This is a genomic window from Phycisphaerae bacterium, from assembly GCA_017999985.1.
GTDB lineage: Bacteria > Planctomycetota > Phycisphaerae > UBA1845 > Fen-1342 > JAGNKU01.
Genome location: JAGNKU010000004.1, coordinates 346,596 through 369,458, shown reverse-complemented (window position 1 = coordinate 369,458; position 22,863 = coordinate 346,596). Strand labels below are relative to the sequence as shown.

Sequence of the window (22,863 nt, the reverse complement as noted above, 5' to 3'; positions counted from 1 at the left end):
CGGAGCAGGTGGACTCGAACGGCGATGGCACCGGCGATGCGTGCGACTGCGGTACCGTGTGGGCCGACGCGGACGGTGACGGTGACGTGGACCTGGCGGACTTTGCCGGCTGGCAGCGCTGTACCGCCGGCAGCACCACCCCGCCGGACGCGTGCCTGTGCCTGGACTACAATGGCGACCATTGTGTCAACAGCGCCGACCTCGCGGCGTATGCGAACTGCCTGGGTGGCAGCGGCCCGGAGAACCCGGCCAACCTGTCTTGTGGGAACTGACCAGACCTGATGAACGTACGCGGGCTGATCCTGCTCGTGGTGCTGGGCGTGCCGGCGGCGCTGCTGCTGGCGCTGGGCCCGCGGGAACAGCAGGCGATCCCGGCCGACCGCGTCATCGTTCGCTATTGGGAAAAATGGACCGGCGTCGAGCGGCAGGCCATCGAGCGGCTGGTCACGCGCTTCAACGAGACGCTCGGTGCCGAGCGCGGCATCTGGGTCGACTACAACGCCGTCAGCAACGTCGACCAGCGCATGCTGATCGCGACCGCCGGCGGCGACCCACCCGATCTCGCTGGCCTGTTCGACTACATCGTCCCCCAATACGCCGAGCAAAACGCGATTCTGCCGCTGGACGAGCTGGTGCGGGAGTACGACATCGATGTGCCCGCGTTCGAGCCGATCTGGCTGGACATCTGCCGCTACCAGGGCCGGCTGTACGCGCTGCCGAGCACGCCGTTCACGCTTGCGCTCTTCTATAACCGCCGACTCTACGCGGAGGCCGGCCTCGACCCAAACCATCCGCCGGAGACGACCGCCGAGCTCAACGAATACGCGCTTCGCCTCACGAAGAAAGACGACGCCGGCCAGGTGACGCAGCTCGGTTTTACGGTTTCGCCCGGCATGCTCGGCTGGTGGCACTGGGTGTACCCGTGCTATTTCGATGCCCGCCTCTGGGACGGCACGCAGTGCCACGTCGATACGCCGGCCGGCCGCGCCGCGTTCACCTGGATCGCCGACTACCGCGCGCGGGTGAACAACACGGAAGTGCTGAAGTTCGAGGCGACCGCCGGCGCGATCGAGGGCGCCCAGAACCCGTTCCTCAGCGAGCGCCTCACGATGGTGCTCCAGGGTCCATGGGTGGCCAACTGGGCCGCGAAATACACGCCGGATCTCGACTACGGCGTGGCACCGTTTCCATCCGTTTCCCGCGAACGGCGAAATGTCTTTGCCAGTGCGGACGTATTCGTGATCCCGCGCGGCGCGAAGCAGCCGCATGAGGCCATGGTCTTCCTGGCTTGGCTGCTGCAACAACCGCACTTGGAGGAGTTGTGCCAGTTGCACGGCAAGGTCTCGCCGTTCCGCACGCCCGGCCCGGACTTCTTCGCGGCCCACCCGAACCCGCATATTCGCGTCTTCGCCGAGATGGCCCGCTCGCCTGACGCGTTCGGCTATCCGTCGATGCCAATGTGGACCGAGGCTTCCGCGCAGTTGCTCGCCATGCTCGAAGATGTGCTGCGCGGCAAGTCCACGGTGGACGCGGCCGTGCCGGCGGGACAGGCGCGCGTCGATCGCATCGTGGCGGATTACCAGCGCAAGGCGGCCCGACATCGCGGAGGCGGCTCATGAGGTCCGCCCGCACGCTCGGCAAGGGTCGCACGCTGCTCACCGGGCTGCTCTGGACCGCCCCATGGTGGCTGGGCTTCCTGTTGTTCCTTGCCGTGCCGATGGGCTACTCACTCTACATCAGCTTCTGCGATTACACGCTTCTGCAGCCGCCGGCGTGCACGGGTACCGCGAACTACCAGGCGCTCGCGAAGGACGAGACGTTTCACAAGGTGCTCTACAACACCTTCCTCTTCACGCTGATCTCCGTCCCGCTCACCACGATCCTGGCCATCTTCCTGGCCGTGCTGCTGAACCAGCGCCTGCGCGGCCAGGCGTTCTTCCGCGCGTGCATTTTCGTCCCGACGGTTGTGCCGCTGGTCGCCGCCGGCGTCGTCTGGATGTGGATCCTCAACCCGCAGCTCGGCCTGGTGAACGAGGTCGTCCGACCGATCGGACAGGCGCTGACGCCCATCGCGGCCGCCGCCGAGCACATGCCCACTGATATCGCCGAGCCGCTCGCCGGCGTGCCGACGACCATCCGCGAGATGGCCGCCGGCCCTGCGTGGCTGGACTCGCCGCGCTGGGCGATGGTCGCATTGGTGATGGTGAGCCTCTGGTTCGTCGGTTCGCCGATGGTGATCTACCTCGCCGGACTCCAGGAAATCCCGGAGCAACTCTACGAAGCTGCGCGGCTGGACGGCGCCTCCGCGGCCCGCCAGGTCTGGCACGTCACGCTGCCAGGCCTGAGCCCGGTGATCCTCTTCAACGTCGTCATCAACATCATCGGCGCGTTGCAGGTCTTCGCACTGCCGTACGTGATGTGGCGGACGCGGCAAGGCCCCGAGGGCGCGACGTACTTCTACACGTCGTACCTGTTCGACAACGCGTTCCGCTATTTGAAGATGGGCTACGCCAGCTCCATGGCCTGGATCCAGCTCCTGCTGATCCTCGCCCTGACCGGCCTGGTCTTCTGGGCCAGCCGCCGCATGGTCCACTACGAGAAGCTCTGAGTCGGGAGCCGCTGTGCACGGACGAGCGCTGAAACACGGTCTGCTTTACGCCGTCCTCGGCGTGGTGGCGCTTGTTTACATCCTGCCGCTGATCTGGATGTTCTGCCTCAGTCTCAAGCCCAATCGCGAAGTCATGGCGTATCCGCCGAAATTCTTCCCGCAGGAGCCGACCGTCCGGCCCTATGAGTACGTGCTCAGCTCCGAGCGCGAGACAGCGGCGACCCCCGGCGCCGTCGATGCCGAGCGCGCCGCAGGCGGTGGTTTCCAGTATCTGCTCTACGCGCGCAACACGCTCATCATCGCAGGCCTGAGCCTGATCGGCGTGCTGCTCTCCAGCTCGATCGCGGCCTATGGCTTCGCACGCATCGCCTTTCCCGGGCGCAATCTGATGTTCGCGCTCTGCCTCGCGACGATGATGATCCCCTTCCCCGTTATCATGGTTCCGACCTACATGCTGTTTCAGCACTTGGGCTGGATCGGGACGTTTAAGCCACTGTGGGTGCCGGCGTGGTTCGGCAGTGCGTTCAACATCTTCCTCTTGCGGCAGTTCTTCCTCGGCATCCCGAAGGAACTCGAGGAGTCCGCACTGCTGGATGGCTGCTCACGCTGGGGCTGCTTCTGGCGCATTTTCCTGCCACTGTCGAAGCCCGCACTCGCGGTCGTCGCCCTCTTCCATATTCTCGCGGTATGGAATGATCTCGTCGGCCCGCTGATCTACCTTTCTCACCAGCACCAGTTCACGCTGGCACTCGGGCTGCAATTCCTGATGAGCAAGTCCGGCGACACGCCTTGGAACCAGATGATGGCCGCGACCACGCTCATGGTCGTGCCCGTGGTCGTGCTGTTCCTGTTCGCGCAGCGGACATTCATCCGCGGCATCGCAACCACGGGGCTCAAGGGCTGAGCAACCTCCCTATCGTGCGGCGCGCTTCTGCGCCAGCAGCCACCCCGGCAACTCCGGCTCCGCGTACGCCTTGTCCCACGAGTTGTGTCCGGTCTCCGGATAGAACGTGGCCCTCGGCTTGACGCCGGCGGCCTCGAGCGCGGCGAGGATCTCGCGCGATTTCTCGGGCGCGACCGCGGTATCGTTTTCTCCGTGGAAGCACCAGATCGGCAGCCTCTTCAACTTCGCTGCAATGTCCGCCGGTGCGAGCGGCGACGCATAACCACAGATCGGCACGAGCGCGGACCACACGTCCGGATGCGCCGCGCCCAGCGCCCACGTGCCGTGTCCGCCCTGCGACAGGCCGGTCAGCGCGATGCGGTCCGGATCGATCGAATACGCGCGCTGCGTCGCGGCCAGCATGGCCATCACCGCGCCGTCGAACGTCTCCCAGGGCGCGTTCTCGTCCGGCTTCTGCGGCATGATGACGATGAACGGCCAGCGGTCCGGGTGCCAGATGATGTTCGTGCCAATGCCCTGGCCGATGTGCTTCTGCCCGTCGGTGCCGCATTCGCCCTTGCCGTGCAGGAAGACCAGAGCCGGCCACGTGCGGTTTGGATCATACTCCCGCGGCACGTAGAGGACGTACTTGAACTCGCGCCCCTCGTGCGTCAGCGACTGAAAGACAAACCCCGTTGGCACGTTCGCCGACGGCCGCGCCGTCTCCGGCGGCTGGTCCACCGCCTTCTGCGCACTCAGAGTAACGAGCAAGAGCCCAGCCGCGGAAAGTAACAGAGTCGGATTCATCAGTGCACCTGTTCACAAGGATCGCATGCTCAATGCGCGCAGAATAACACGTTAACACTGATCACGTAACGCCCCGTGGTAGCGATTGGCGCCACAGCGCACCTGCGTGGCGCGCTCATGCTCGCTCCCCGTCGCCAGTTGTCGCTCAGATGATCAGCAGCTCACATGGACCTGGTGCGACTTGCCGTCCAAAGCAGTGGCCGGCACGACGTTGCCCGCGCACGGTTGCCCGTCGAGCTTGATCGTCACGGTGCCCTGGCCGTCCCGCACGATCATGATGTCCAGCTCGCTCCCGCGATACGACCGGCGGACGCGCACTTTGTCCCAGCCCGGCGGCAGACACGGATCCAGCCGTAAGCCATCCCATTCCGGCCGCACGCCGAGCACCCACTCGTGAATTACGCGGTGTAGCCACGCCGCCGAACCCGTGTACCACGTCCAGCCGCCCCGGCAGAAATGCGGCGAGTCGGGCCCGTCCACGTTGCCTGGCAGTACGTACGGCTCGGCCCAGTACCGCTCCGGGTCCTTCACGGCGGGGTTGATCGCTGTCAGCAGACGGCCGACCAGCTCGTGATCGCGCATTTTGCACGCGGCGGCGATGGCCCAGGTGGCGGCGTGCGTGTAGACGCCGCCGTTCTCGCGCAGCCCGGGTGCGTAGCGGGTGATGTAGCCGATCTCGGGTACCGGTCGGTCGAAGGCGGGCGCTAGGAGGAGCGCGCCCGCCTCGCCGACCAGGTACTTGCGCACCGCGGCCATGCACTGCGCTGCACGCTCCGCAGGCGCTACGTCATTCAGGACTGCCCACGTCTGGGCGTTGAGGAAGATTCTCGCCACGCGGTTTTCCGCGCTACCGAGCTTCGCTCCGTTGTCGAGCGTCGCCCGCAGGTACCAGCCGCCGTCCCAGCCGTATTCGTTGATGGCCGCAATCAGCGCCGTTCGCCGCTGGTCAAAGTCGGCCGCCTGCTTCAGGTCGCCGGTGCGGCCGTAGATTTCGGCCCAGTCGGCCAGCAGGCCCGCCAGGAAATGCCCCAGCCAGATTGACTCGCCGCGCTCCTGCAGGCCGGCCGCACTCAATCCGTCGTTCCAGTCGCCCGCGCCGATGTAGGGCAAGCCGCGCGGACTGGTGCGCTTGAATACACGGGCAAACGCGCGCCGCACGTGCTCCACGAGCGGCTGCGGCTGCGGATCATCGATGAACGGCGCCGTGTCCTGCAGTACGCTCAAGTCACCCGTCTCGCGGATGTAGTTCGCGGTCACGAACGCGAGCCACAACAGGTCATCGGTCATCCGCGTGACATGGCCCTGCTCGGAGAGCGGGTGCCACCAGTGGTAGACCGATCCGTCCGCGAACTGGTGCGCCGCGTGCAACTTGATCTGCGCGCGGCAACGCGCCGGGTCGATCGGCAGCCACACCTGCGAGTCCTGCAACTGATCGCGGAACCCGAACGCCCCGCTCTGCTGGTAGTACCCGCAGCGCCCCCACAAGCGCCCCGAGATCGCCTGGTAGCGCAGCCAGTCGTTCACCAGGTAATTGATCGACGGTTCCGGCGTATCCACGCGCTGCCCTGCCAGGCGTATTCGCCAGTCGCTCCGCGTCTCCTCGAGCGCCTGGTCGATCAGGTCCACGCGCAGGGTTTCGTCCAGTGCGTGCTCGACGGCGTCGCGCGACCCTGCCACCGCCAGCGCGTAGCCAAGCGGCCGCTTCTGCCCGGGCCGCAGTTCGATCGCGCTGCGCAACGCCGCGATCGCATCCTCGTGCCGGCCGAAGTGAAGCTTCCACACGTCCTCGCGCAGCGCCTCCGGCGCGGCGAGGCTGCCATAGCGCCCCACGAACGCGGCCTTGTCCCCCTGCGCCGACAGGATCTTCTCCGTGCAGGCAAACGCGCTTTCGTACGGGAACGACGTGTTCCAGTGCCCGTACTTCTCCGTCGGCACCTCCCACATGTGGTTTCGCGCGAAGATCGCCCGCCGGGGCGCGTCGAATTCCGTCTCCAGGAACAACTTGTGAAACTCGCGCCGCGGCGACGGTGCCACCCCGCAGCACCATTCGAGGTACGCACACAGCTCCAGCCGCCGCGGCCGGTCGGTCAGGTTCTGCAGCTCGACGCGCCAGAGCTCCACCGGCTCACGCGGATGGCAGAACAGCGTCCACTTCGCGGCGATGCCGGCGTGGGCGGTCTCGAAGGTCGTGTACCCGAGTCCGTGGCGGCAGGCGTACTCGTCCAGCTCGGCCCAGACAGGCGCCGGTGACAGCGACCAGAGCGCGCCCGTGTCCGCATCGCGCACATACAGGAACTTGCCCGAGGAATCGTGCGCCAAGTCCTGCTGCCAACGCGTGATAACAGCGAGCTGCGAGTTGTCGATCCAGGTGAAGCCGCTGCCGGTGTGGCTGACTGCCAGTCCCAGGCGCGGGGTAGCGATGATGTTTGCCCAGGGGCGCGGCGTCTTCGCGTCGGTGATGCGGAACTCCGAACCGTCGGTGGCGAAGTGCCCGTAGGGGTTGGACACCAGCGGTGCCGCGCGCGCTGCGTCCCCGCTATCCGTAATCGCCTTCACGGCCGTACTCATAAGGCGGCATCCTCGCAAGAGCAACTCAGTCGCGTCTCGCGGCAGAAGCCACGTGCAACTGAAAGCGCTTTCATAGCATACCCCACGCTGCCCCCGAAGTCAATCAAAACCCGTCCGCAGCCGCGATAACCCCCGCCCGTCCACGCGCCGCCTTCGGAAGCGGTACCGCGGACGCTACGGTCGCAGCCGGAGCCGCTCCAACCCACGTCGGGCCGTTTGGTGGCGCATGAACAGCTTCCAGATCAGCCCGGTTCGCGCGTTCTCGATCGCCAGCAACAGCGGTCCGTGGTCGATCCCGACGTAGTCATCGCAGGCGAACTTCTGACCCAGATTGAACGAGTCGACCAGCCCGTAACCGCCCTCGTTCGGGTCACGCCAGACCGCCAACCGGCCATCCGCGTCCTTCAGTTCGCGAAACGCCCGCAACGCCGCGACCCCCTCCGCCGGCGCGAACATGATTGCCGAGCCGGCGGCGTACGGGGCCACGGTTCCCTCGTGCCACTGATCGGTGTCACTCAGGTTGGGTCGCACTTCCGGCACGATGTAGCCATCGCGCGCCGAGCACGCGCTCAGGCCCCAGCGGTCGGGCGCGAACGTCTGGAACCGCCCGATTTGCTCGATGCACCGCTGGCGTTGCGTGAGCACGGCCCGGCGTGAGTTCTCGAACCAGTCGACGGCGACCGCATCAACCTTGAACTTCGCCGGATCGTCGGCGTCCAGCGACCGATAATCGATCCAGCAGTGGCTGAAAAAGTACGTGAACAGCGACCCCGGCCACGACACGACGAACGGTGGCATTTCGGCGTGTCGCTTCACCACGCGCTTCAGCCGGTAGTACATTTCGGGCGCGAGCGCGTGCTCCGCGTTCGGGGCCGCCGCCGCCAGGAAGTAGATCAGCCGCTCTTCGTCGCTGGCCAGGTCCCACTTCGCATCGATGAACTTCCCGGTCCCCGCGACGCTGCTCGGATCGTCCGGCTTCCAGCCCATCGACAGGAAACCCCCCGGCGCAACGGCGTAGGCCTTCCAATTCGTGTCGGCGATCAGCCGGTCGACCAGCCTCGCGACTTCGCCACCAAAATACTCCGCCGCCGTCATCGCGCCCGCGGTGAGTAACGCGTGGTCTACGGTGCTGGCGAGGATCTCGAACCCTTCTTTCGAGAGCCCGCCGGTGTTCATGTCCGGGTAGTGCAGATAGATGCCGAACTTCTTGTTGTCGTCGCGCTCGATGAGGGCCTTCAAGGCCGTGCGGGCGCGCTCGTCGCCTTCGGACCGCGTGATCCAGCCGCGTTCGACGCCGATCGGCAGCGACGAGAGCTGGAAGCCGACCGCTGCGATGCTGGAGACGGGAGCCAGCTTGCGGTCTTTGACCAGGCGCGCGGGCTGCCCGACTTCCTGCCAGAAATACAGGAAGCAAGCGTGCTGGATCTCGCTCAGCAGCGCCTCGTCGGCGGGCGTGAACCGATACTCGAGCGCCTGCCGGGTCTCGTCCGAGCGGCGAATCGCGTCGTCTGCCGGGGCCGCGCCCGCCGCCACGAGCGCGGTCAGGCACGCAAACAACCGGGTGTACTCAAGTTGACAGTTCATGCCCGGCGAGGATATGGTCACAGGGAAGCGCTGTCAAAACCGGCGCTGCGGGGGCAGTTTGGCCGGGTGAGGCCCATGCCCGTTTCGATCGCGGAAGTAGCCAGGCGCGCCAACGTCTCGATCAGCACTGTCTCGCGGGTCATCAACCGCCGGGAGCTGGTGAATGAGAAGACGCGCGCGCGGGTCGAGCTTGCCATCCGTGAGTTGGGATATCAACCGAACGCTTTCGCACGCGGCCTGATGCTGCACAAGAGCGAGATCGTCGGCCTCGTGCTGCCCGACATTCATGGCGAGTTCTATTCCGAGATCATCCGCGGGGCGAACAACCAGGCCCGCGCGTCGGGCTACAACCTCGTCGTGTCATCCGCCCGCGACGGCGACGACAGCCATTCGCTGCTGGACGCCATCCGCCAGCGGAGCCTGCTCGACGGCGTTGCCGTCATGGTTTCCGAGGTGACCGACCGCATCCAGGGCGTGCTGACCGACTTTCGGCTGCCGTTCGTGGTGCTTGATGGCGACATCGACGGCACCGCGCACGACAGCGTTGTGATCGACCAGCGGGCCGGCGCCATCGCGCTGATGCGGCACCTCGTGACGACCTGCGGTGCGCGGCGCATCGTTTTCGTCGGTGGCCTGGAAACCAACGTCGACACCATTGCCCGCTACGAGGCGTACCGGCAGGTGCTGGGCGAGGCTGGGCTGCCGTTCTCAAGCGACGACGTGTATCACCTTGACTACCAGTACGATTCGGCGTACGAGCTCGCGACACAGCGCCTGCGGACCTGGCTCGGGCCGGAGGCGTGCGTGTTTGCCGCCAACGATGAGATGGCTGCCGGCATTGTTGCGGCGGCGGCGACGCTGGGGGTGTCCGTGCCGCAAGATCTGGCGGTGGTCGGGTTTGACGACACGCGCGTGGCGCGGATGACGCGCCCGCCGCTGACAACAGTGCGCGTGCCGATGTCGCGAATGGGGGCGCGGGCGATCGAGCTGCTGTGCCAGCGCATCGCGGATCCGCAGCGTCCGCCGGTGCGCGTGCCGTTGCAGCCTGAGCTGATTGTCCGCGAATCTTGCCGGGCGGCGCTGCGGCGCGCCAGTCAGCAGGGTGGGGCCGGGTTTCGCGCAGAAGTCCGCCAGTAGGGCCGGTTGGGGTGGCACACTTTGCCAGGTCAACCTGTGCGATTCCAGAGCGTGCGGGGATTCTGCGGGTTCATTGAATCGCCGGCCGACATCGGGCGTCCAACAGGGTAGCGGCGGCGTGTGAGCCGCCCGGACCTCCGCGTGGAGGACTGCCCATGGACGCGCACCTGTTGCAGCTGAACCTGAATGTGTTTCGCGCGCGGCTGTCGCGCCGGCTCCGGTGCCAGCTCAGCGTTGCGGACGTGGCCGACCTGCTGCGGAGCGCGGGGTTCGAGGAAACCCCGGTTGGCTGGCTCACGTACGACCTGCGGCCGCTAATGATGACGTTCGTGCCATCGGGTGCGCAACCGGCGTAGAGCCGGTGGTCGAAACGCGGCGTTCCGTCGCGGATGGGCGACGCGACAGTGAGGCACGCTCTCAAAATCGCACCGCGGCGAGACGGTCGCTTGCCGGGTGAGATCGGCGGTCCCACAACGCCGCAGGCCGGCGGAACGCGCCGCCGGCCTGCGGATTCGAGCGTGGCGTTGTCGCCGGGACGATACCCGGCGGTTACCCGTGCCGCACTACGGTGCGTTGCAACCGGCCGGGCACGGGATCGGCAACGAGTGGTTGCTCAGGCACGCCACGAATGGGTTGATGTCCTTAAAGCTGACAATACCGTCGCCGTTGATGTCGCCGTTACCATCGGGCACGCAGGGATACCGTTCGTGGTATACCGCGGGACTGCTGAGCCGCAGCACGAACGGGTTGATGTCGCCGAAGCTGACCTGCCCATCGCCGTTCAGGTCGCCCACGCAGACCGGCGGCCCGGGCTCCGGCGTGGTCAGGATGAACGCCATGTCCCAGGTGCCCTCGGCGTTCTCGATCGGCTGACCGGCCAGGAACGGCTGGCCCGGCAGCGGCGGCAGCGGCGCGAAGATGCGCACGGCGTCGTCGTTCCAGAAGTGCCGGCGGGTCTTCCAGCCCCAGAACTGGTCCGGCGGCGGCTCCAGGTCATAGATGGCCGCGATGCTCAGCCAGAACACCTCGTGCGTATTGGGCTGGTAGAACCAGTCCGCCATCGGGATGGCGAAGTCGTAGCGGAAACACGCCTCGTAGCCGTAGTCTGGATGGAAATCCATGCCGACAAAGTGCTCGTTGAGCGCAGCGCGCGGCACGATCCAATCGCGGATGAGCACACCCGGGTGGCTCCACGGGTTGTCCGGGCTCACCGGCACGTCCGTCCACAAGCCGAGCTGAAAGCGGATCGGCGCGGCCGGCGGCGGCACCGGGTCCATCCAGTGGAGATAGGAGCCCCACCAGTGGATGTCCGCGATCGGACGTGCGTCGCAGCACTTGAAGTCGTCGGCCACAACCTGTGGTCCGATGTACACCGACGGCTCGTTCCAGCCGTAGAAATAGCCCGGATAATCCGGGTTCTCGATCGGCGGCTGGGCCCATTTCTCGTACGGCACCCGGCGCGGCACATGGACGCGATAGCCGTAGCCGTCCGGCTGGTGCGCGTGGTTCGCCGCGCGGTCCACAACCCAGTCGTACGGGTCGTTGGTGTTGCCGATGGTCGTGGTCCAGTCGCTCCACGCGCTCGCGTTCGGGTTGTCGAACTGGAACCGGAACGTCGTGAAGATCGCGTCGCTGCAATCGGGATCCCACCACGACGCCCACCACTCATGGTTGGCGAGCTGGTGCACCGCGAACTGCCAGGTCGGCGGCAGACTCACGTTGGTGTAATTCGCCGGGTTGGGGTCGAAGACGCGCACGTGGAAGTCGCAGCGGCCGAAATCATCCGGCGTCACGTCGTACCAGTAGGTCGGCGGATGGAACGGGTTGATGGCCGAGCCCTGCGGCTCGCAGACGACGCGGTCGCGCGGGACGGACGTGAGCTCGAACGCCAGATCCCAGGAATCGGCCGGCGTCGGGTAGTACAGCGGCCCGCCGGTCACGTACGTCGAGCCGATGGTCGGGGCCGGCGGGTCACTGATCCACACGGCGTCGTCCGGCGCCGGCGAGCCGTCGATGCGCGGGCGGGTCTTCCAGCCCCATGGGTAGTCGACGACCTGTCCGGTTGGGTACAGCGCCGCGATGCTGAGCCAGTAGATGTTGCCGCCGGGCTCCTGCCAGAACCACTGGTCGGGCGTGAGCGCCTGGGTGAACTTGAACGTGGCCTCGGGCGGTATACTCGCGCCGGCGGCCGGGACGCGCGGGTCGAAGTCCCAGCCCGCGAATTCCCAGATGTAATTTGTGCAGATCGTCTCCCACAACACGACGCCCGGGTGGCTGTAGTTGGCCGGCTGGGTGGGATCGGCGGGCACGTCGGTCCAGATCGCGATGTGGAATGCGGGGGGCATTCCCTGCGGCGGCAGATACCGGTGGTACCAGCCGAGGAAGGAGCCCCACCAGTGGATGTCGGTCACCGGGTTGTCGGTGTCGCAGAACCAGTCATCCGCGGCGAGCTGGTAGTAGTACATGCAATACTGGTCCCAGCCGTTGAAGGCGTCCTCGGGGTAGTAGGGCACCGGCGGCTGTGACCACTTGATGCCGGTCAGCCCTTCACTCTCGAGTTGGAAGGCGAGATCGATGGATTGACCCTGCAATTCGTGTCCCGGCGGGTAGCGCAGCTCCTGCCACGGACCTGGAACCGGCAGCGGATCCTGACCCCAGGCCCACACGGCGTCATCGTTCCAGTGCATGAACGATGTCTTCCAGCCGAAGCTCGTGTCAGCCATCGGCAGGGCCTGTACGTCGAGCCAGTAGATGTCGCCTGCAAGTTGGTAGAAGGCTTCGCTCGCGGGGATGTTGAATTCGTACAGCCAGCAGATGGTGTCGCCAGGGAACCACCACTGATCCGGCGGGTTGAAGAAACCTTCCAGTAGACCGGTCGCGAACGGTTGGACCTGGAATGTCCCGGGCGGGAAGTCGCGCAGCCACAGCAGATCGCCCGGCATGCTCCAGGGGACGGGCCCGGCCGGAATGTCGCTATGGAAGCTTAACCGGAACGTCACGTTCGAGGGGTCGCCCGGCAGGAAATCGTCGTGCCAGGAGCCCCAGATGCGAATCCTGGTGATGGGGCCGTCGCGCGAACACAGAAAGTCGTCCGCCAGGATGTATGGGTAGTACGTAGCGTTGACATCCAGGCCAGTCGGCCAAAGGTCGGGTGGTTGGTCCCACTTGAAGGCGCTGGGGCTGGTGGTCAGCTCGAACGCCATGTCCCACGATTGATCCGGCGTGGGCCACCAGAGTGGAAATCCGAAGCCATACTGGCTGCCGATGACCGGCTGCACCGGGTCAAGGATCACGACGGCATCGTCCGGCGCCGGCGAGGTGGCGTCGCGCGGCCGTGTCTTCCAGCCGAAGACGTGCGGGGTCTGCGGCGGGCCGCCGTCACAGGCGGAGATGCTGATCCAGTAGATATTCTGCCCGTTGGGGCCGGGCTCCTGGTAGAAGTACTCGCCCGGCGAGAGCACGTAGTCAAAGCGGAAGCAGGCTTCGTATTCCTGCGTGCGCGGATCGAAGTCCCACCCCACCCATGTAGTTGTATAGTTGTAAGCCCACAGTTCCCAGATGACATAACCGGGATGGCTGAAGCTGTCTGGGGCGGTGGGGTCCGCCGGCACGTCCGTCCAGAACTGGATGTGGAAGTGCTGCGGCAATGGCGGTGGATAGGGATACTTCCAACCGAGGAACGAGCCCCACCAGTGGACATCGGTCACCGGGTCGGGCGTCGTGCACACCCAGTCATCCGCGACCACCGGGCCATTCCACCATTCGGACCATTCGTTCCAGCCGTAGTAGACGTTGTCGGGTTGCGCGGGGTCCGGCGGCTGGGACCATTTCGTGAGTTGCCACTGCGGCCGCACCTGCAGATTGTACCAGTAATTCCAAAGGCCGCCGGGCGGACCGCCGGGTGGCGGTACCGGCATCGGGCCGCCGACCCACTGCGCGTTCTCGTCGACGATGAAGACCTGCGCGGTGGTGATGTCGAAGCCCGGCGTGTTCATGTAGCCGTTGGCCGGTGGCGAGACCGCGCTCAGCCCGGTTTGCGACGCGTGAATGGTAATGGTCGTTCCGACGTTCCACGGAATCACCCCGGCCGGACCCACGTTCCAATACCACGACCGTGTGCGTCCGAGCGCATCGCGGATACCAAACGAAACCTGCGTGATTTGCCCGGTCACACCCCACTGCGGGGGGTACACGGTGACGGTGATGATCGCATTCGACAAGTCGGGATCGTCCACATAATCGAACTTCCACGCGCTCGCGTATTCGCCTGGTGGCAGGCCGGTGTCGGTACCCCACACCATCACCAAGCCGGGATTTTCGGGATACTCGCCGCTGCCGCTACCCTCGTACACGTATAGCTCGGGCGGCAGGAACTGCGTCGGCGGATAGGGCTCACCCTGTTCCAAGTGGTTCTGCCATTGGAACATGTACTCTTCCCACTCGAACGGCGCTACGCCCAGGATGTGTGGCGGGTCACCGTATAGCGCGGCCAACCAGTCGGTCTCGGTGTTCAGCTCGAAATACGGTTCCGCCAGCGCAAGTGGTACGATGGCCAGAATGCACGCCGCGACCCACCCACCGCGCCGGCTCCATTGGTTGCGGTCTGTCATGAGTTCGCTCCTTCGTCCGGGTCCAGGTGTGATTGGCTGACGAGTCAACGCAGTGCGCAGCGCGAAATCTCATCCTGTCCGCCGGCGTGCGCAAAAAGCAACGGGATACACGGTCCCTGGCGAACATGCGCGCTTCGGCCGAACGGGATTCGTTCGCACCCGCGCTGTCACACGGGGCTCGCTCGGCGGTCCGACATGTTCGTGGGTTGCTCCGCCGAGTCCTCGTGGTGCCGGCCCTCGGGGCACCACACCCCTGCAATGTATAGTTAAACCGCGCTATGGGTAAAAGCAACTATTTCGCGCGCGAACTGCCGCGTCTCGCCGGCGCACATTCCCGGTCGATGATTCTGTGCGGTTGCCTCGTGACCTGGCGGAGTACCGCGCAGCCTCGGCGCGGAGGCGTTGATCCGTCGAATGTTCCGGCACTGCAACGGGTGCGGGCGGCAGCGGCTGGCCGGGCAGCGCGCAACGAAGCAGGCCGGCGGAGTACTCCGCCGGCCTGCTTCAGTCGGGCGAGCAGCTATTGGACTGACTGCCCAGACTCACCCATCCCTAAGGGCACGGGATCGGGAGCGGATTGTTCGCCAGCAAAGCAACGAACGGGTTAATGTCGCTGAAGGCCGGGTACAGGCCGTCGCCGTTGATGTCGCCGTTCTGCGGATTGCAGCCCGGATACGTCGTCTGCCACAGCGGGAAATTCGCCAGGTAGAGCACGAACGGGTTGATATCGCGGAAATCCACCTGTCCGTCACAGTTCAAGTCGCCGATGCAGACCGGCGGCGGGCACGGGAGGTTGCCGCTCAGGGCGAACGCGAGATCGATCGACTGGCCTTGCAACTCGTGTCCCGGCGGAAAGCGCAGCTCCTGCCACGGGCCGGGGTACGGTTCGGGCCCCATGCCCCAGACCGCGTCGTCGTTCCAGTGATTGATGGAGGTCTTCCAGCCAAACTGCGCCACGGTGGCGCCGAGCGGCTCGGCCTGCACGTCGAGCCAGTACACTTTCGGTTGGTCCGGATTGCCTTCCTGGCAGAAGGCCATGTTCGGGGGCACCTGGAAGCGGTACATCCAGCACACGGTGTCGCCGGGGAATTCATAAGACTGCGGATCGCGCGGGTCCCACCACCCTTCCTGGATGTTGCCCTGGTAGGGCATGGCGGTGAACGATCCGGGCGGGAACGTCTGCACCCAGCGGATCACGCCGGGCCGGCTGTACGTTTCCGGGGTGGCGGGGATGTCTTCGTGGAAACTCAGCGTGAACCGCACCTGGGTGGGGTCCGGCGGGAGGATGTCGTGCCGCCACGAGCCCCAGACGATGATGTCGGTGATCAGGCCGCGCTGCGTGCAGAGGAAGTCGTCGGCCAGCACGAGCGGCAGGGTGTCGCGCACGTCGATGCCGCGCACTGACAGATCGGGCAACTGGAGCCACTTCGCCTCGCAGATATCATCGACGCCGTTGCCGTCCAGATCGCCGAGGCAATGTGAGCCGATCCCCTTCGGGACGCCGCCCATCTGGAGGCAGTCGGGGACCAGGAGCATGAGGCACGAGCCGTCGGGCAGGCAGCAAGCTTCCGGGCGCTGGACGGGGATTTCGCAGATGTCGGCGACGCCGTTGCCGTTCAGGTCATCGCAGTTTGTGCCGGGGCCCTTCCAGATGCCGAGGAACTGCTGCTCGCACGTGATCTGGTCAGTGATGATGCACTGCGGGGCGGCGGTGCCGTAGCAGCAGGCGCCGAGTTCAACCATCGGGCAGATGGTCTGCACGCACAGCGTGCCCGGGCCCATCGGCTGGCCGCCCTTCTGCAGGCAGTTGAAGGGCACCAGATCTTCACAATGACCGTCGAGGAAGCAGCAGGCCTCGGTGGGCTGGGCGCCGTGGATCTCCCAGAACCAGCGCTGTTCGGGCAGGCCGTGGTTATTGATGAACTGGACGAGCTGCCGGGCGACGAGGAAGCCGCCGGGCTCGATCGGCGTGGGGAACAGCGGACGGAAACCGCCGCCGCGGCCGAACGACTCGAGGAACACGTCGAAGAAACTGTCGGGCGCCATGGGCAGCGGGCGACCGGGGTTGATCGGTTGGCCATCCGGGTAGACGACCGGCACCCACGGCCAGGACTGTTGTGGTCCGAACTCGGAGAGGTCTGCCAGGTTCGGCGGCATCCCCGGTGGGAACGGCAGGACGTCCATCTGCATGACCTGCAACTCAAATGGGCTCGGCGGCCACGGCGGCAGCGGCGGGAGTGGCTCGGGCAGCGGCGGGGTGATGGGGATGTCGCCGTTGCCGATCGTGATGATCTGCGGAGAGCCGGTGTCGGCCACGTTAAAGCCCATGAGCGGCACGTACCCGCCGTTCAGCAGGTTGCCCATGATCTGGCCGACGGGCACGCCGTTGCGCGTCCACCAGCCGATGAGGTCGATGATGACGTTGGCCGCATCGACGTCGAACAGCAGGCCAAGGTGAATGACGTTGCAGTAGGGGATGTAGATGCCGGGCGGCAGCCACCAGGTGGCCTCGAACCAGTACCAGCAATCGTCGCCGGGCATCTTGGTGATGGTGCAGGTGAAGTTGGTGAACGGGCCGTCGATGTGGGAGATGACGACGGGGACGGTGCCGTCATTCGAGCAGATCAGGCCCTGGATGTGAAAGTCGTTGGGCCACAGGGCCTGATCCAGAATGTCTTGGTGGATGTCGAGCGTGATCCCGGCCTGGATGGCTAGGGCCGGTGCGCTGCCGAACGCGGCGAGCGCCCCGAGGACCATGAGCAGAACCGATCGACGTGCAAACATGCCAGCGCCTCCTTCGATACGTTGCGGTTCGCGTGCGAACCTGGACTTGTGACTCCTGCTCCCCACGTGCCTGCCAGCCGGCGCGCGAGGAGAAACCTGACCCGTACGACCGTCGCCCCCGGTACTTCCCAGGCGCGGCGCGAGAGCCCACGTGACGCCAGAACTCCATTGCCATCCGGGGGCGGCGTCTGACCACCGGCGACCGATGCTTCTTTGGCGCTTCACTTCACCTACCGACCCGCGGCCAGTCTGCTCCGGCGGGTCGGGGCTCGCGGCCACGGTCGAGCAGCTGTTCGAGCCCTTGATCACAACCATATAGACCGCTCCCGAAGTCCTTTGACAGCGCGGGGCAAAATCCGGGCCGGCGCTGCAAACATGAAACTCCGGGCCGTGGATCGGGGTTTTTCAGGGTGCGATATTGCGGATAGCGGGCGGATTGGCGGGCCATTGTGAGGCTGGGGGCGCACGCACCAAGATGCAGCAGGCCGGTGAAGTTGTTCACCGGCCTGCTGTGTCAGGAGTTCAGATCAGGCGTCGTGTTGCGACGCGCGGCGCGTTAGTACCCGCAGATGATCGGTAAGGGCGCACCGGTGAGCAGCGCGACGAACGGGTTGATGTCCTGGAACCCGACGGAGCCGCTGCCGTTGATGTCGCCGTTGCCATCCGGGCAATTCGGGTAGGCTGCGAAGTAGTTGCTCGGATTACTGAGCCGCAGCACGAACGGGTTGATGTCGCGGAAGTCGATCTGCCCGTCGCAGTTCAAGTCGCCGACGCAGATGCACGGATTCGGATCGCACACCGTGCCGGGCCCCTGGAACACGCCGCCCATGGCCGCGCAGTCCAGTTCCGGCAGCACCTGGCACACGGAGCCGGGGAAGCAGCAGGCGCCCATGGCGTTGCAGGTGATCGTCAGGACGCCGGGGCCGGCTGTGCCGTCAACGCTGCCGATCTCGATCAGGTATCCGTGGGTCGCGGTGACCGGGATGGTGCACACGACCGGCGCGCAGCACATCGTCATGGGCTGCGTCGGATAGCAGGTGCAGTCGTGGTACACGCCGAGCATCGTGTTGTACGCGCTGCCCGCGAGGCTGATGGTGGCTGTGCCGGTGCACGACGCCACGTAGCAGTACCAGACGTTCGGGCCGTTCATGCACCAGCCAGGCCCGTCAAACGTTGCGTTGGTGGTGTCGAAGTTGTAGACGCCCTCAATCACCGGCGTCTGCAGCGGGCAGTTGTCGTTCGGCGGCGGGCACATGTCGCACGTCGTGCCGGGGCCGAGCCACAGCGCCGTGCAGTCCGCCTGTGCCGTGATCGTGCAACTGCCATCGGGGTAGCAGCAGGCACCGACCGCCGGTGGCAGGCAGATGTGCTGGATCGTGCCTTCGATGACGTAGCCTTGGCCACGAATGTCGAGCGAGACCCACCGCGGGCAGAACGGCAGCACAAAGGTATACGTGTACGTGCCCGGGGCGGTGATCGCCTCGAGGAACTGGCGCTCGATGAACTGCTCCTCGTCGGCGAGCGGCGGACGGTCCGGCAGCGGCCAATCCGGCGTCGCCCAGTTCAGGGCCACTTCGAGGTTGCCCGGAACAGGGAAGCCGACGTTGAAGAAGATCGTGATCTCCTTCTGGCGATCGAGCGCGAACTCGTTCGGCCACCACATGTTGTACCAGGGGCCGCTCGGCGCGTTCGGATAGTAGATCCATTCGCCGTTGTAGCCGGTGCCGCCGAGTACACCGGTGTTGATGTCCCAGTAGTAGTCGATTGGTACGCACGGGTTGGGGAAGCAATGGCTGCCGGGGCCCTGCCAGATCCCGCTTTGCGCGTTGCAGTCGGCGAGGGTCAGGTTCGGCGTGCAAACGGGACCGATGCAGCAGGCACCGACCACCGGTGGCAGGCAGATGTGCTGGATCGTGCCTTCGATGACGTAGCCTTGGCCACGAATGTCGAGCGAAACCCACCGCGGGCAGAACGGCAACCGGACGGTGTACGTATACGTGCCTCCGACCGTGATCGCCTCCAGGAACTGGCGCTCGATGAACTGCTCCTCATCGGCGAGCGGCGGACGGTCCGTCAGCTGCCAATCCGGCGTTGCCCAGTTCAAAGCCACTTCGAGGTTGCCTGGGACCGGGAAGCCCACGGCGAAGAAGATCGTGACCTCCTTCTCGCGATCAAGGGCGAATTCGTTCGGCCACCACATGTTGTACCAGGGGCCGCTCGGCCCGTTCGGATAGTAGATCCACTCGCCGTTGTAGCCCGTGCCACCGAGTTCGCCGGTGACGGTGTCCCAGTAGTAGTCGATCGGCACGCACGGGTTCGGGAAGCAGTCGCTGCCCGCGCCCTGCCAGATGCCGCCCTGGGTCGTGCAGTCGGCCAGCGTCAGGTTCGGCGTGCATGTGCTGCCGATGCAGCAAGCGCCGACGGGATCGCACGCGATGTTGAGGTTGAAGCCGCCGCAGCCGGTGCTGTAGGAAGCCACGCGCACGTAGTACGTGGTGCCCGCGACGGCCGCGAATGTCAGGCGCGACCAGTTGCCGGTGCCGCTGTCATCATCGCAGGCGATCTCCGGGCCGTCGCAGGACGCGTAGACGCTCAGCACCGTGTCGCTCTGGGCGCTGCCCTCGGTGTCCATCACGACCTTGCCGGTGCAGGACGCCGTGTAGGCATACCAAACGTCCTTGTTGGAATTGGCCTGGCACGAGGCCTCCGCCCAATCCGTCGCACTGGCGTCGCAATTGTTGCCGGTCGCGGCGGGCGTGCCCTCGCCGACCGCGATGGCCGTCGGGCAGTTGTCGTTGGGCGGCGGCTCAGGGCACGGGCTGATCGTCATGGTGAAGCCTGAGCAGGGCGGGCTCGGCCAGGTGTCGATCATGATGTAGTACGTGCCGGCCGCCAGATTCACCTCGGTGATCGTCGGATTGCCGGCCGAGCTGTTGTTGTAGGCGAGGCAGGTCGCGCCCGGCGGGCAGGCGACGTCGATTGCGACGCCCAGGTAAGTCAGGACGCCATCGACGGCGATCTTGACGCACATGGGCTCGGTGACGGTCACCTCGTAGAGGATGTCTTCGCCACCGTCGTAGTAGCCGAGGCAGGTGTTTGAGTAGTCGTTGACCCGGCCACACGTGGTGTCGGTGTCGACGTAGGGCAGAGTTGCCAGCGACAGCGTGATCGGCTTCGGGTTGCTGCAGTCGTTGCCCGGCTGCGGGCAGGGATTCGGGTCGCAGACCGTGTTGTCGCCGAGGTACACGCCGCCCGTAGCGCAATCGCCGGGGTCAATCACGGTGCTCATCTCGCAATGCCCGTCGGCGAAGCAGCAGGCGCCCGGCTGCGGGCAGGGATTCGGCGTGCACGTCGTGCCGTCACCCAGGTAGACACCGCCCAGGGCCTGGCAGTCCGCCGGCGTCGCGGTTTCCTGGCAACTGCCGTCCTGGAAGCAGCAGGCGCCGCCCGGCGGCGGCAGGCAGATGTGCTGGATCGTGCCCTCGATGACGTAGCCCAGGCCGCGGATGTCGAGCGAGACCCACCGCGGGCAGAATGGCAGCACGACGGTGTATGTGTACGTGCCCGGAGCCGTGAGCGCTGCGAGGAACTGGCGCTGGATGAATTGCTCTTCGTTCGCGAACGGCGGGCGCTCCGTCAATTGCCAGTCCGGCGTGGCCCAGTTCGCCGCCACTTCGAGGTTGCCCGGGATCGGGAAGTCGACGGTAAACGTGTAGATGATTTCCTTCTGCCGATTGAGCGCGAACTCGTTCGGCCACCACATGTTGTACCAGGGGCCTTGCGGCGCTTCCGGATAGTAGATCCACTCGCCGTTGAAGCCGGTCCCGCCCATTTCGCCGGTCGTGGTGTCCCAGAAGTAGTCGATCGGCACGCACGGGTTCGGGAAGCAATCCGTGCCGGCGCCTTTCCAGGTGCCGCCTTGCGCGGTGCACTGGGCCTGTGGCAGGTTCGGCACGCACGCGCCGGAACTCAGGCAGCAGGCCCCGGTCGGGCAGGGCATGATGACCATGGTTCCGTTGATGCAGTTCGGCGTGGGCCAGGTGTCCACCATCACGTAGTACGTTCCGACGGGCAGATCGACGCCCGCAATGTGGGCCACAGTGCCGCTGCTACTTGTGGCCGTCGCGAGACAGGTCGTCGGATCTGGCGGGCAGGAGTCATCGATCAGAACGCCGATCCAGTTGTCCGCGCTGGTTGCGCCGGTGACGGTGATATCGAGGCAAACCGGCTCGACCACATGCACGACGTAGATGACGTCTTCGCCGCCGTCGTAGCTGCCGAGGCACGTGTTGCTGTAGTCATTGCCGTGCCCGCAGGTCGTGATCTGACCCTCAAATGGATCGGAGCCCGGCCCGAAGAAGCCGCCGTCCGCCGGGTTGTCACAGTCATCGCCCGGCTGCGGGCAGGTATTCGGCGTGCACGTGGTGCCATCGCCCTGGTACACGCCACCCAGGTTCACGCAGTCCGTCTCGGTTGCGGTTTCCTGGCAACTGCCGTCGGGGAAGCAGCAGGCACCCACGCAGGGATTCGGTGGACCGCACGTCGTGCCGTCGCCCTTGTACACGCCACCCTGCGCCAGGCAATCGCCGGGCAGCATATCCGGCACGCAGGTGATGCCGAAGCAGCAGGCCCCGACGCAGGGGTTCGGCGGGCCGCAGGTCGAGCCGTTGCCCTTGTAGGTGCCGCCCATGTTGGCGCAGTCGACCTCGGAAACGTCGGGGAGGCAGTTCGCGCCCACGCAGCACGCGCCGGTGGTGGGCTCGAACACCGTGAACTGGAACCAGTTGATGTCGAACGGTCCGGTCTTGGTACTGGGGACCACCACGGGCACGCCCGTCGCGTCGGTGATGGAGAATTGGAGATTCAGGGCGGTCGATGTGCTCGAATTAGCGGCCGAGTCCGGGAAATCCATCACGCTCCCGCTGCGATAGTCATCGTCCGCGGGGCTGGGGAGATTGTTGGCCACGTTCCAGTTCGACAGGGCCAGGTAGTACACGCCGGGCGTGTAGATGCGCGTGAGCGTGGACTGCGAGTAGGTCGCCCCAAAGGTGTCATCATTCCCGTAGTCGGGAATTGCATTCAAGTTCTCGTCGTACACCCACATGTCCGTGTCGGTGGTATGACCCTGCCCGTATGTGGTGATCGTGATCGTGCCCGCCTGGAACGAGCCTGGCACGACCGTGACCGGCACCGGTTCGGTGCTCAGCGTCGCGTTATACACGGCCGTGGTGGTGGATGTTCCGGTCACCCGGTAGTAGATCGCCTCTTCCCGGCCGAAGCCGTACCACTGATTGAACCGCGGCGGCGTGGTCGTGGTGGACGTTGTTTGCACAGCGGCGTCGGACGTCGGATTGATCACGCCGGCGCTCTGCGTCAGGCCGCGGATCGTGCCGGTGTGGCCGACGATGTCCGAGGTGAGCACCAGCTTGTGCTTGTAGATGCCGAATGGGAGTGGGCCGGTCTGGACCAGGAAGTAGTCGAGGCCGGCACCCGTTGAGCTGGTTGACGTGCCCTCGATGATGTCGCCCGCGACCAGCACGAACGCGTTGGCCGCGGCTTTGGAATCGTTCCCCTCGGCTTCGACGTACGTGGCGCGCGGCCCGTCGGCCGGTTGCGCCTGGCTCCCGGCGATGCCGCTACACAGCAGCAGCGCCGACAAAACGACGAGTGCTTTTCTCATGAGATCCTCCTTTTGCGAGATGAATTCCGCGGTCCCCCGGCGCTCAGGGCCGTTGGCGCCCACCTGCCCATGCGACCACGCGTCCGGAGCCAACCGGTATACTGTCCCCATGGCGACAATCGAACCAATTTCGCTCGCCCGGTTATGCCGAGCGCGGCGGCTCGTTCCCCAATCCGCCGACATGTACTCGCGATCCCGCCCA

General features: G+C 65.8%; 12 protein-coding genes. 6 read left to right on the top strand and 6 right to left on the bottom strand.

The window, feature by feature from the left end; translation table 11 throughout:
• The 4 genes from KA383_08000 to KA383_07985 all read left to right on the top strand — a co-directional run.
• The coding region (locus tag KA383_08000) for a hypothetical protein (protein ID MBP7746062.1) at nucleotides 1–272 on the top strand (272 nt) is incomplete at its 5' end.
• A 9-nt stretch (nucleotides 273–281) separates the two neighbouring features.
• Entirely contained in the window at nucleotides 282–1,619 is a 1,338-nt protein-coding gene (locus tag KA383_07995; protein MBP7746061.1) for an extracellular solute-binding protein, read from the top strand.
• Nucleotides 1,616–2,608, top strand: coding sequence for a sugar ABC transporter permease (locus KA383_07990; protein MBP7746060.1), 993 nt, complete (start codon nucleotides 1,616–1,618; stop codon nucleotides 2,606–2,608). The genes KA383_07995 and KA383_07990 overlap by 4 nt, the downstream gene beginning before the upstream one ends.
• A 97-nt stretch (nucleotides 2,609–2,705) precedes the next feature.
• Entirely contained in the window at nucleotides 2,706–3,512 is an 807-nt protein-coding gene (locus tag KA383_07985) for a carbohydrate ABC transporter permease (GenBank protein ID MBP7746059.1), read from the top strand.
• Nucleotides 3,513–3,521: 9 nt separating this feature from the next.
• Here KA383_07985 and KA383_07980 read toward each other — a convergent pair whose 3' ends face one another.
• The 3 genes from KA383_07980 to KA383_07970 form a co-directional block, all read right to left on the bottom strand.
• Entirely contained in the window at nucleotides 3,522–4,298 is a 777-nt protein-coding gene (locus KA383_07980) for a dienelactone hydrolase family protein (GenBank protein MBP7746058.1), read from the bottom strand.
• Between the two features lie 153 nt (nucleotides 4,299–4,451).
• Nucleotides 4,452–6,866, bottom strand: coding sequence for a glycosyl transferase family 36 (locus KA383_07975; protein MBP7746057.1), 2,415 nt, complete (start codon nucleotides 6,864–6,866; stop codon nucleotides 4,452–4,454).
• 174 nt (nucleotides 6,867–7,040) lie between these two features.
• Entirely contained in the window at nucleotides 7,041–8,450 is a 1,410-nt protein-coding gene (locus KA383_07970) for a hypothetical protein (protein ID MBP7746056.1), read from the bottom strand.
• A gap of 75 nt (nucleotides 8,451–8,525) precedes the next feature.
• Here KA383_07970 and KA383_07965 point away from each other — a divergent pair, with 75 nt between their 5' ends.
• Both KA383_07965 and KA383_07960 read left to right on the top strand, forming a co-directional pair.
• Nucleotides 8,526–9,587: a LacI family DNA-binding transcriptional regulator gene (locus tag KA383_07965; protein MBP7746055.1), complete on the top strand. Its 1,062-nt coding sequence runs from the start codon at nucleotides 8,526–8,528 to the stop codon at nucleotides 9,585–9,587.
• Nucleotides 9,588–9,742: 155 nt separating this feature from the next.
• Nucleotides 9,743–9,943 (top strand): hypothetical protein, encoded by a 201-nt coding sequence (locus KA383_07960; GenBank protein MBP7746054.1) that lies wholly within the window; start codon nucleotides 9,743–9,745, stop codon nucleotides 9,941–9,943.
• Nucleotides 9,944–10,150: 207 nt separating this feature from the next.
• Here the strand turns inward: KA383_07960 and KA383_07955 are convergent, their stop codons facing one another.
• From KA383_07955 to KA383_07945, 3 genes are all read right to left on the bottom strand, one after another.
• Nucleotides 10,151–14,197 carry a hypothetical protein gene (locus KA383_07955; protein MBP7746053.1) on the bottom strand — a complete coding sequence of 1,349 codons (4,047 nt, stop codon included), beginning with the start codon at nucleotides 14,195–14,197 and terminating at the stop codon, nucleotides 10,151–10,153.
• A gap of 552 nt (nucleotides 14,198–14,749) precedes the next feature.
• Entirely contained in the window at nucleotides 14,750–16,981 is a 2,232-nt protein-coding gene (locus KA383_07950; GenBank protein MBP7746052.1) for a hypothetical protein, read from the bottom strand.
• Nucleotides 16,982–17,537: 556 nt separating this feature from the next.
• A complete protein-coding gene (locus tag KA383_07945) occupies nucleotides 17,538–22,661 on the bottom strand; it encodes a PPC domain-containing protein (protein ID MBP7746051.1) in 5,124 nt (1,707 codons plus the stop codon).
• Nucleotides 22,662–22,863 lie beyond the last annotated feature (202 nt).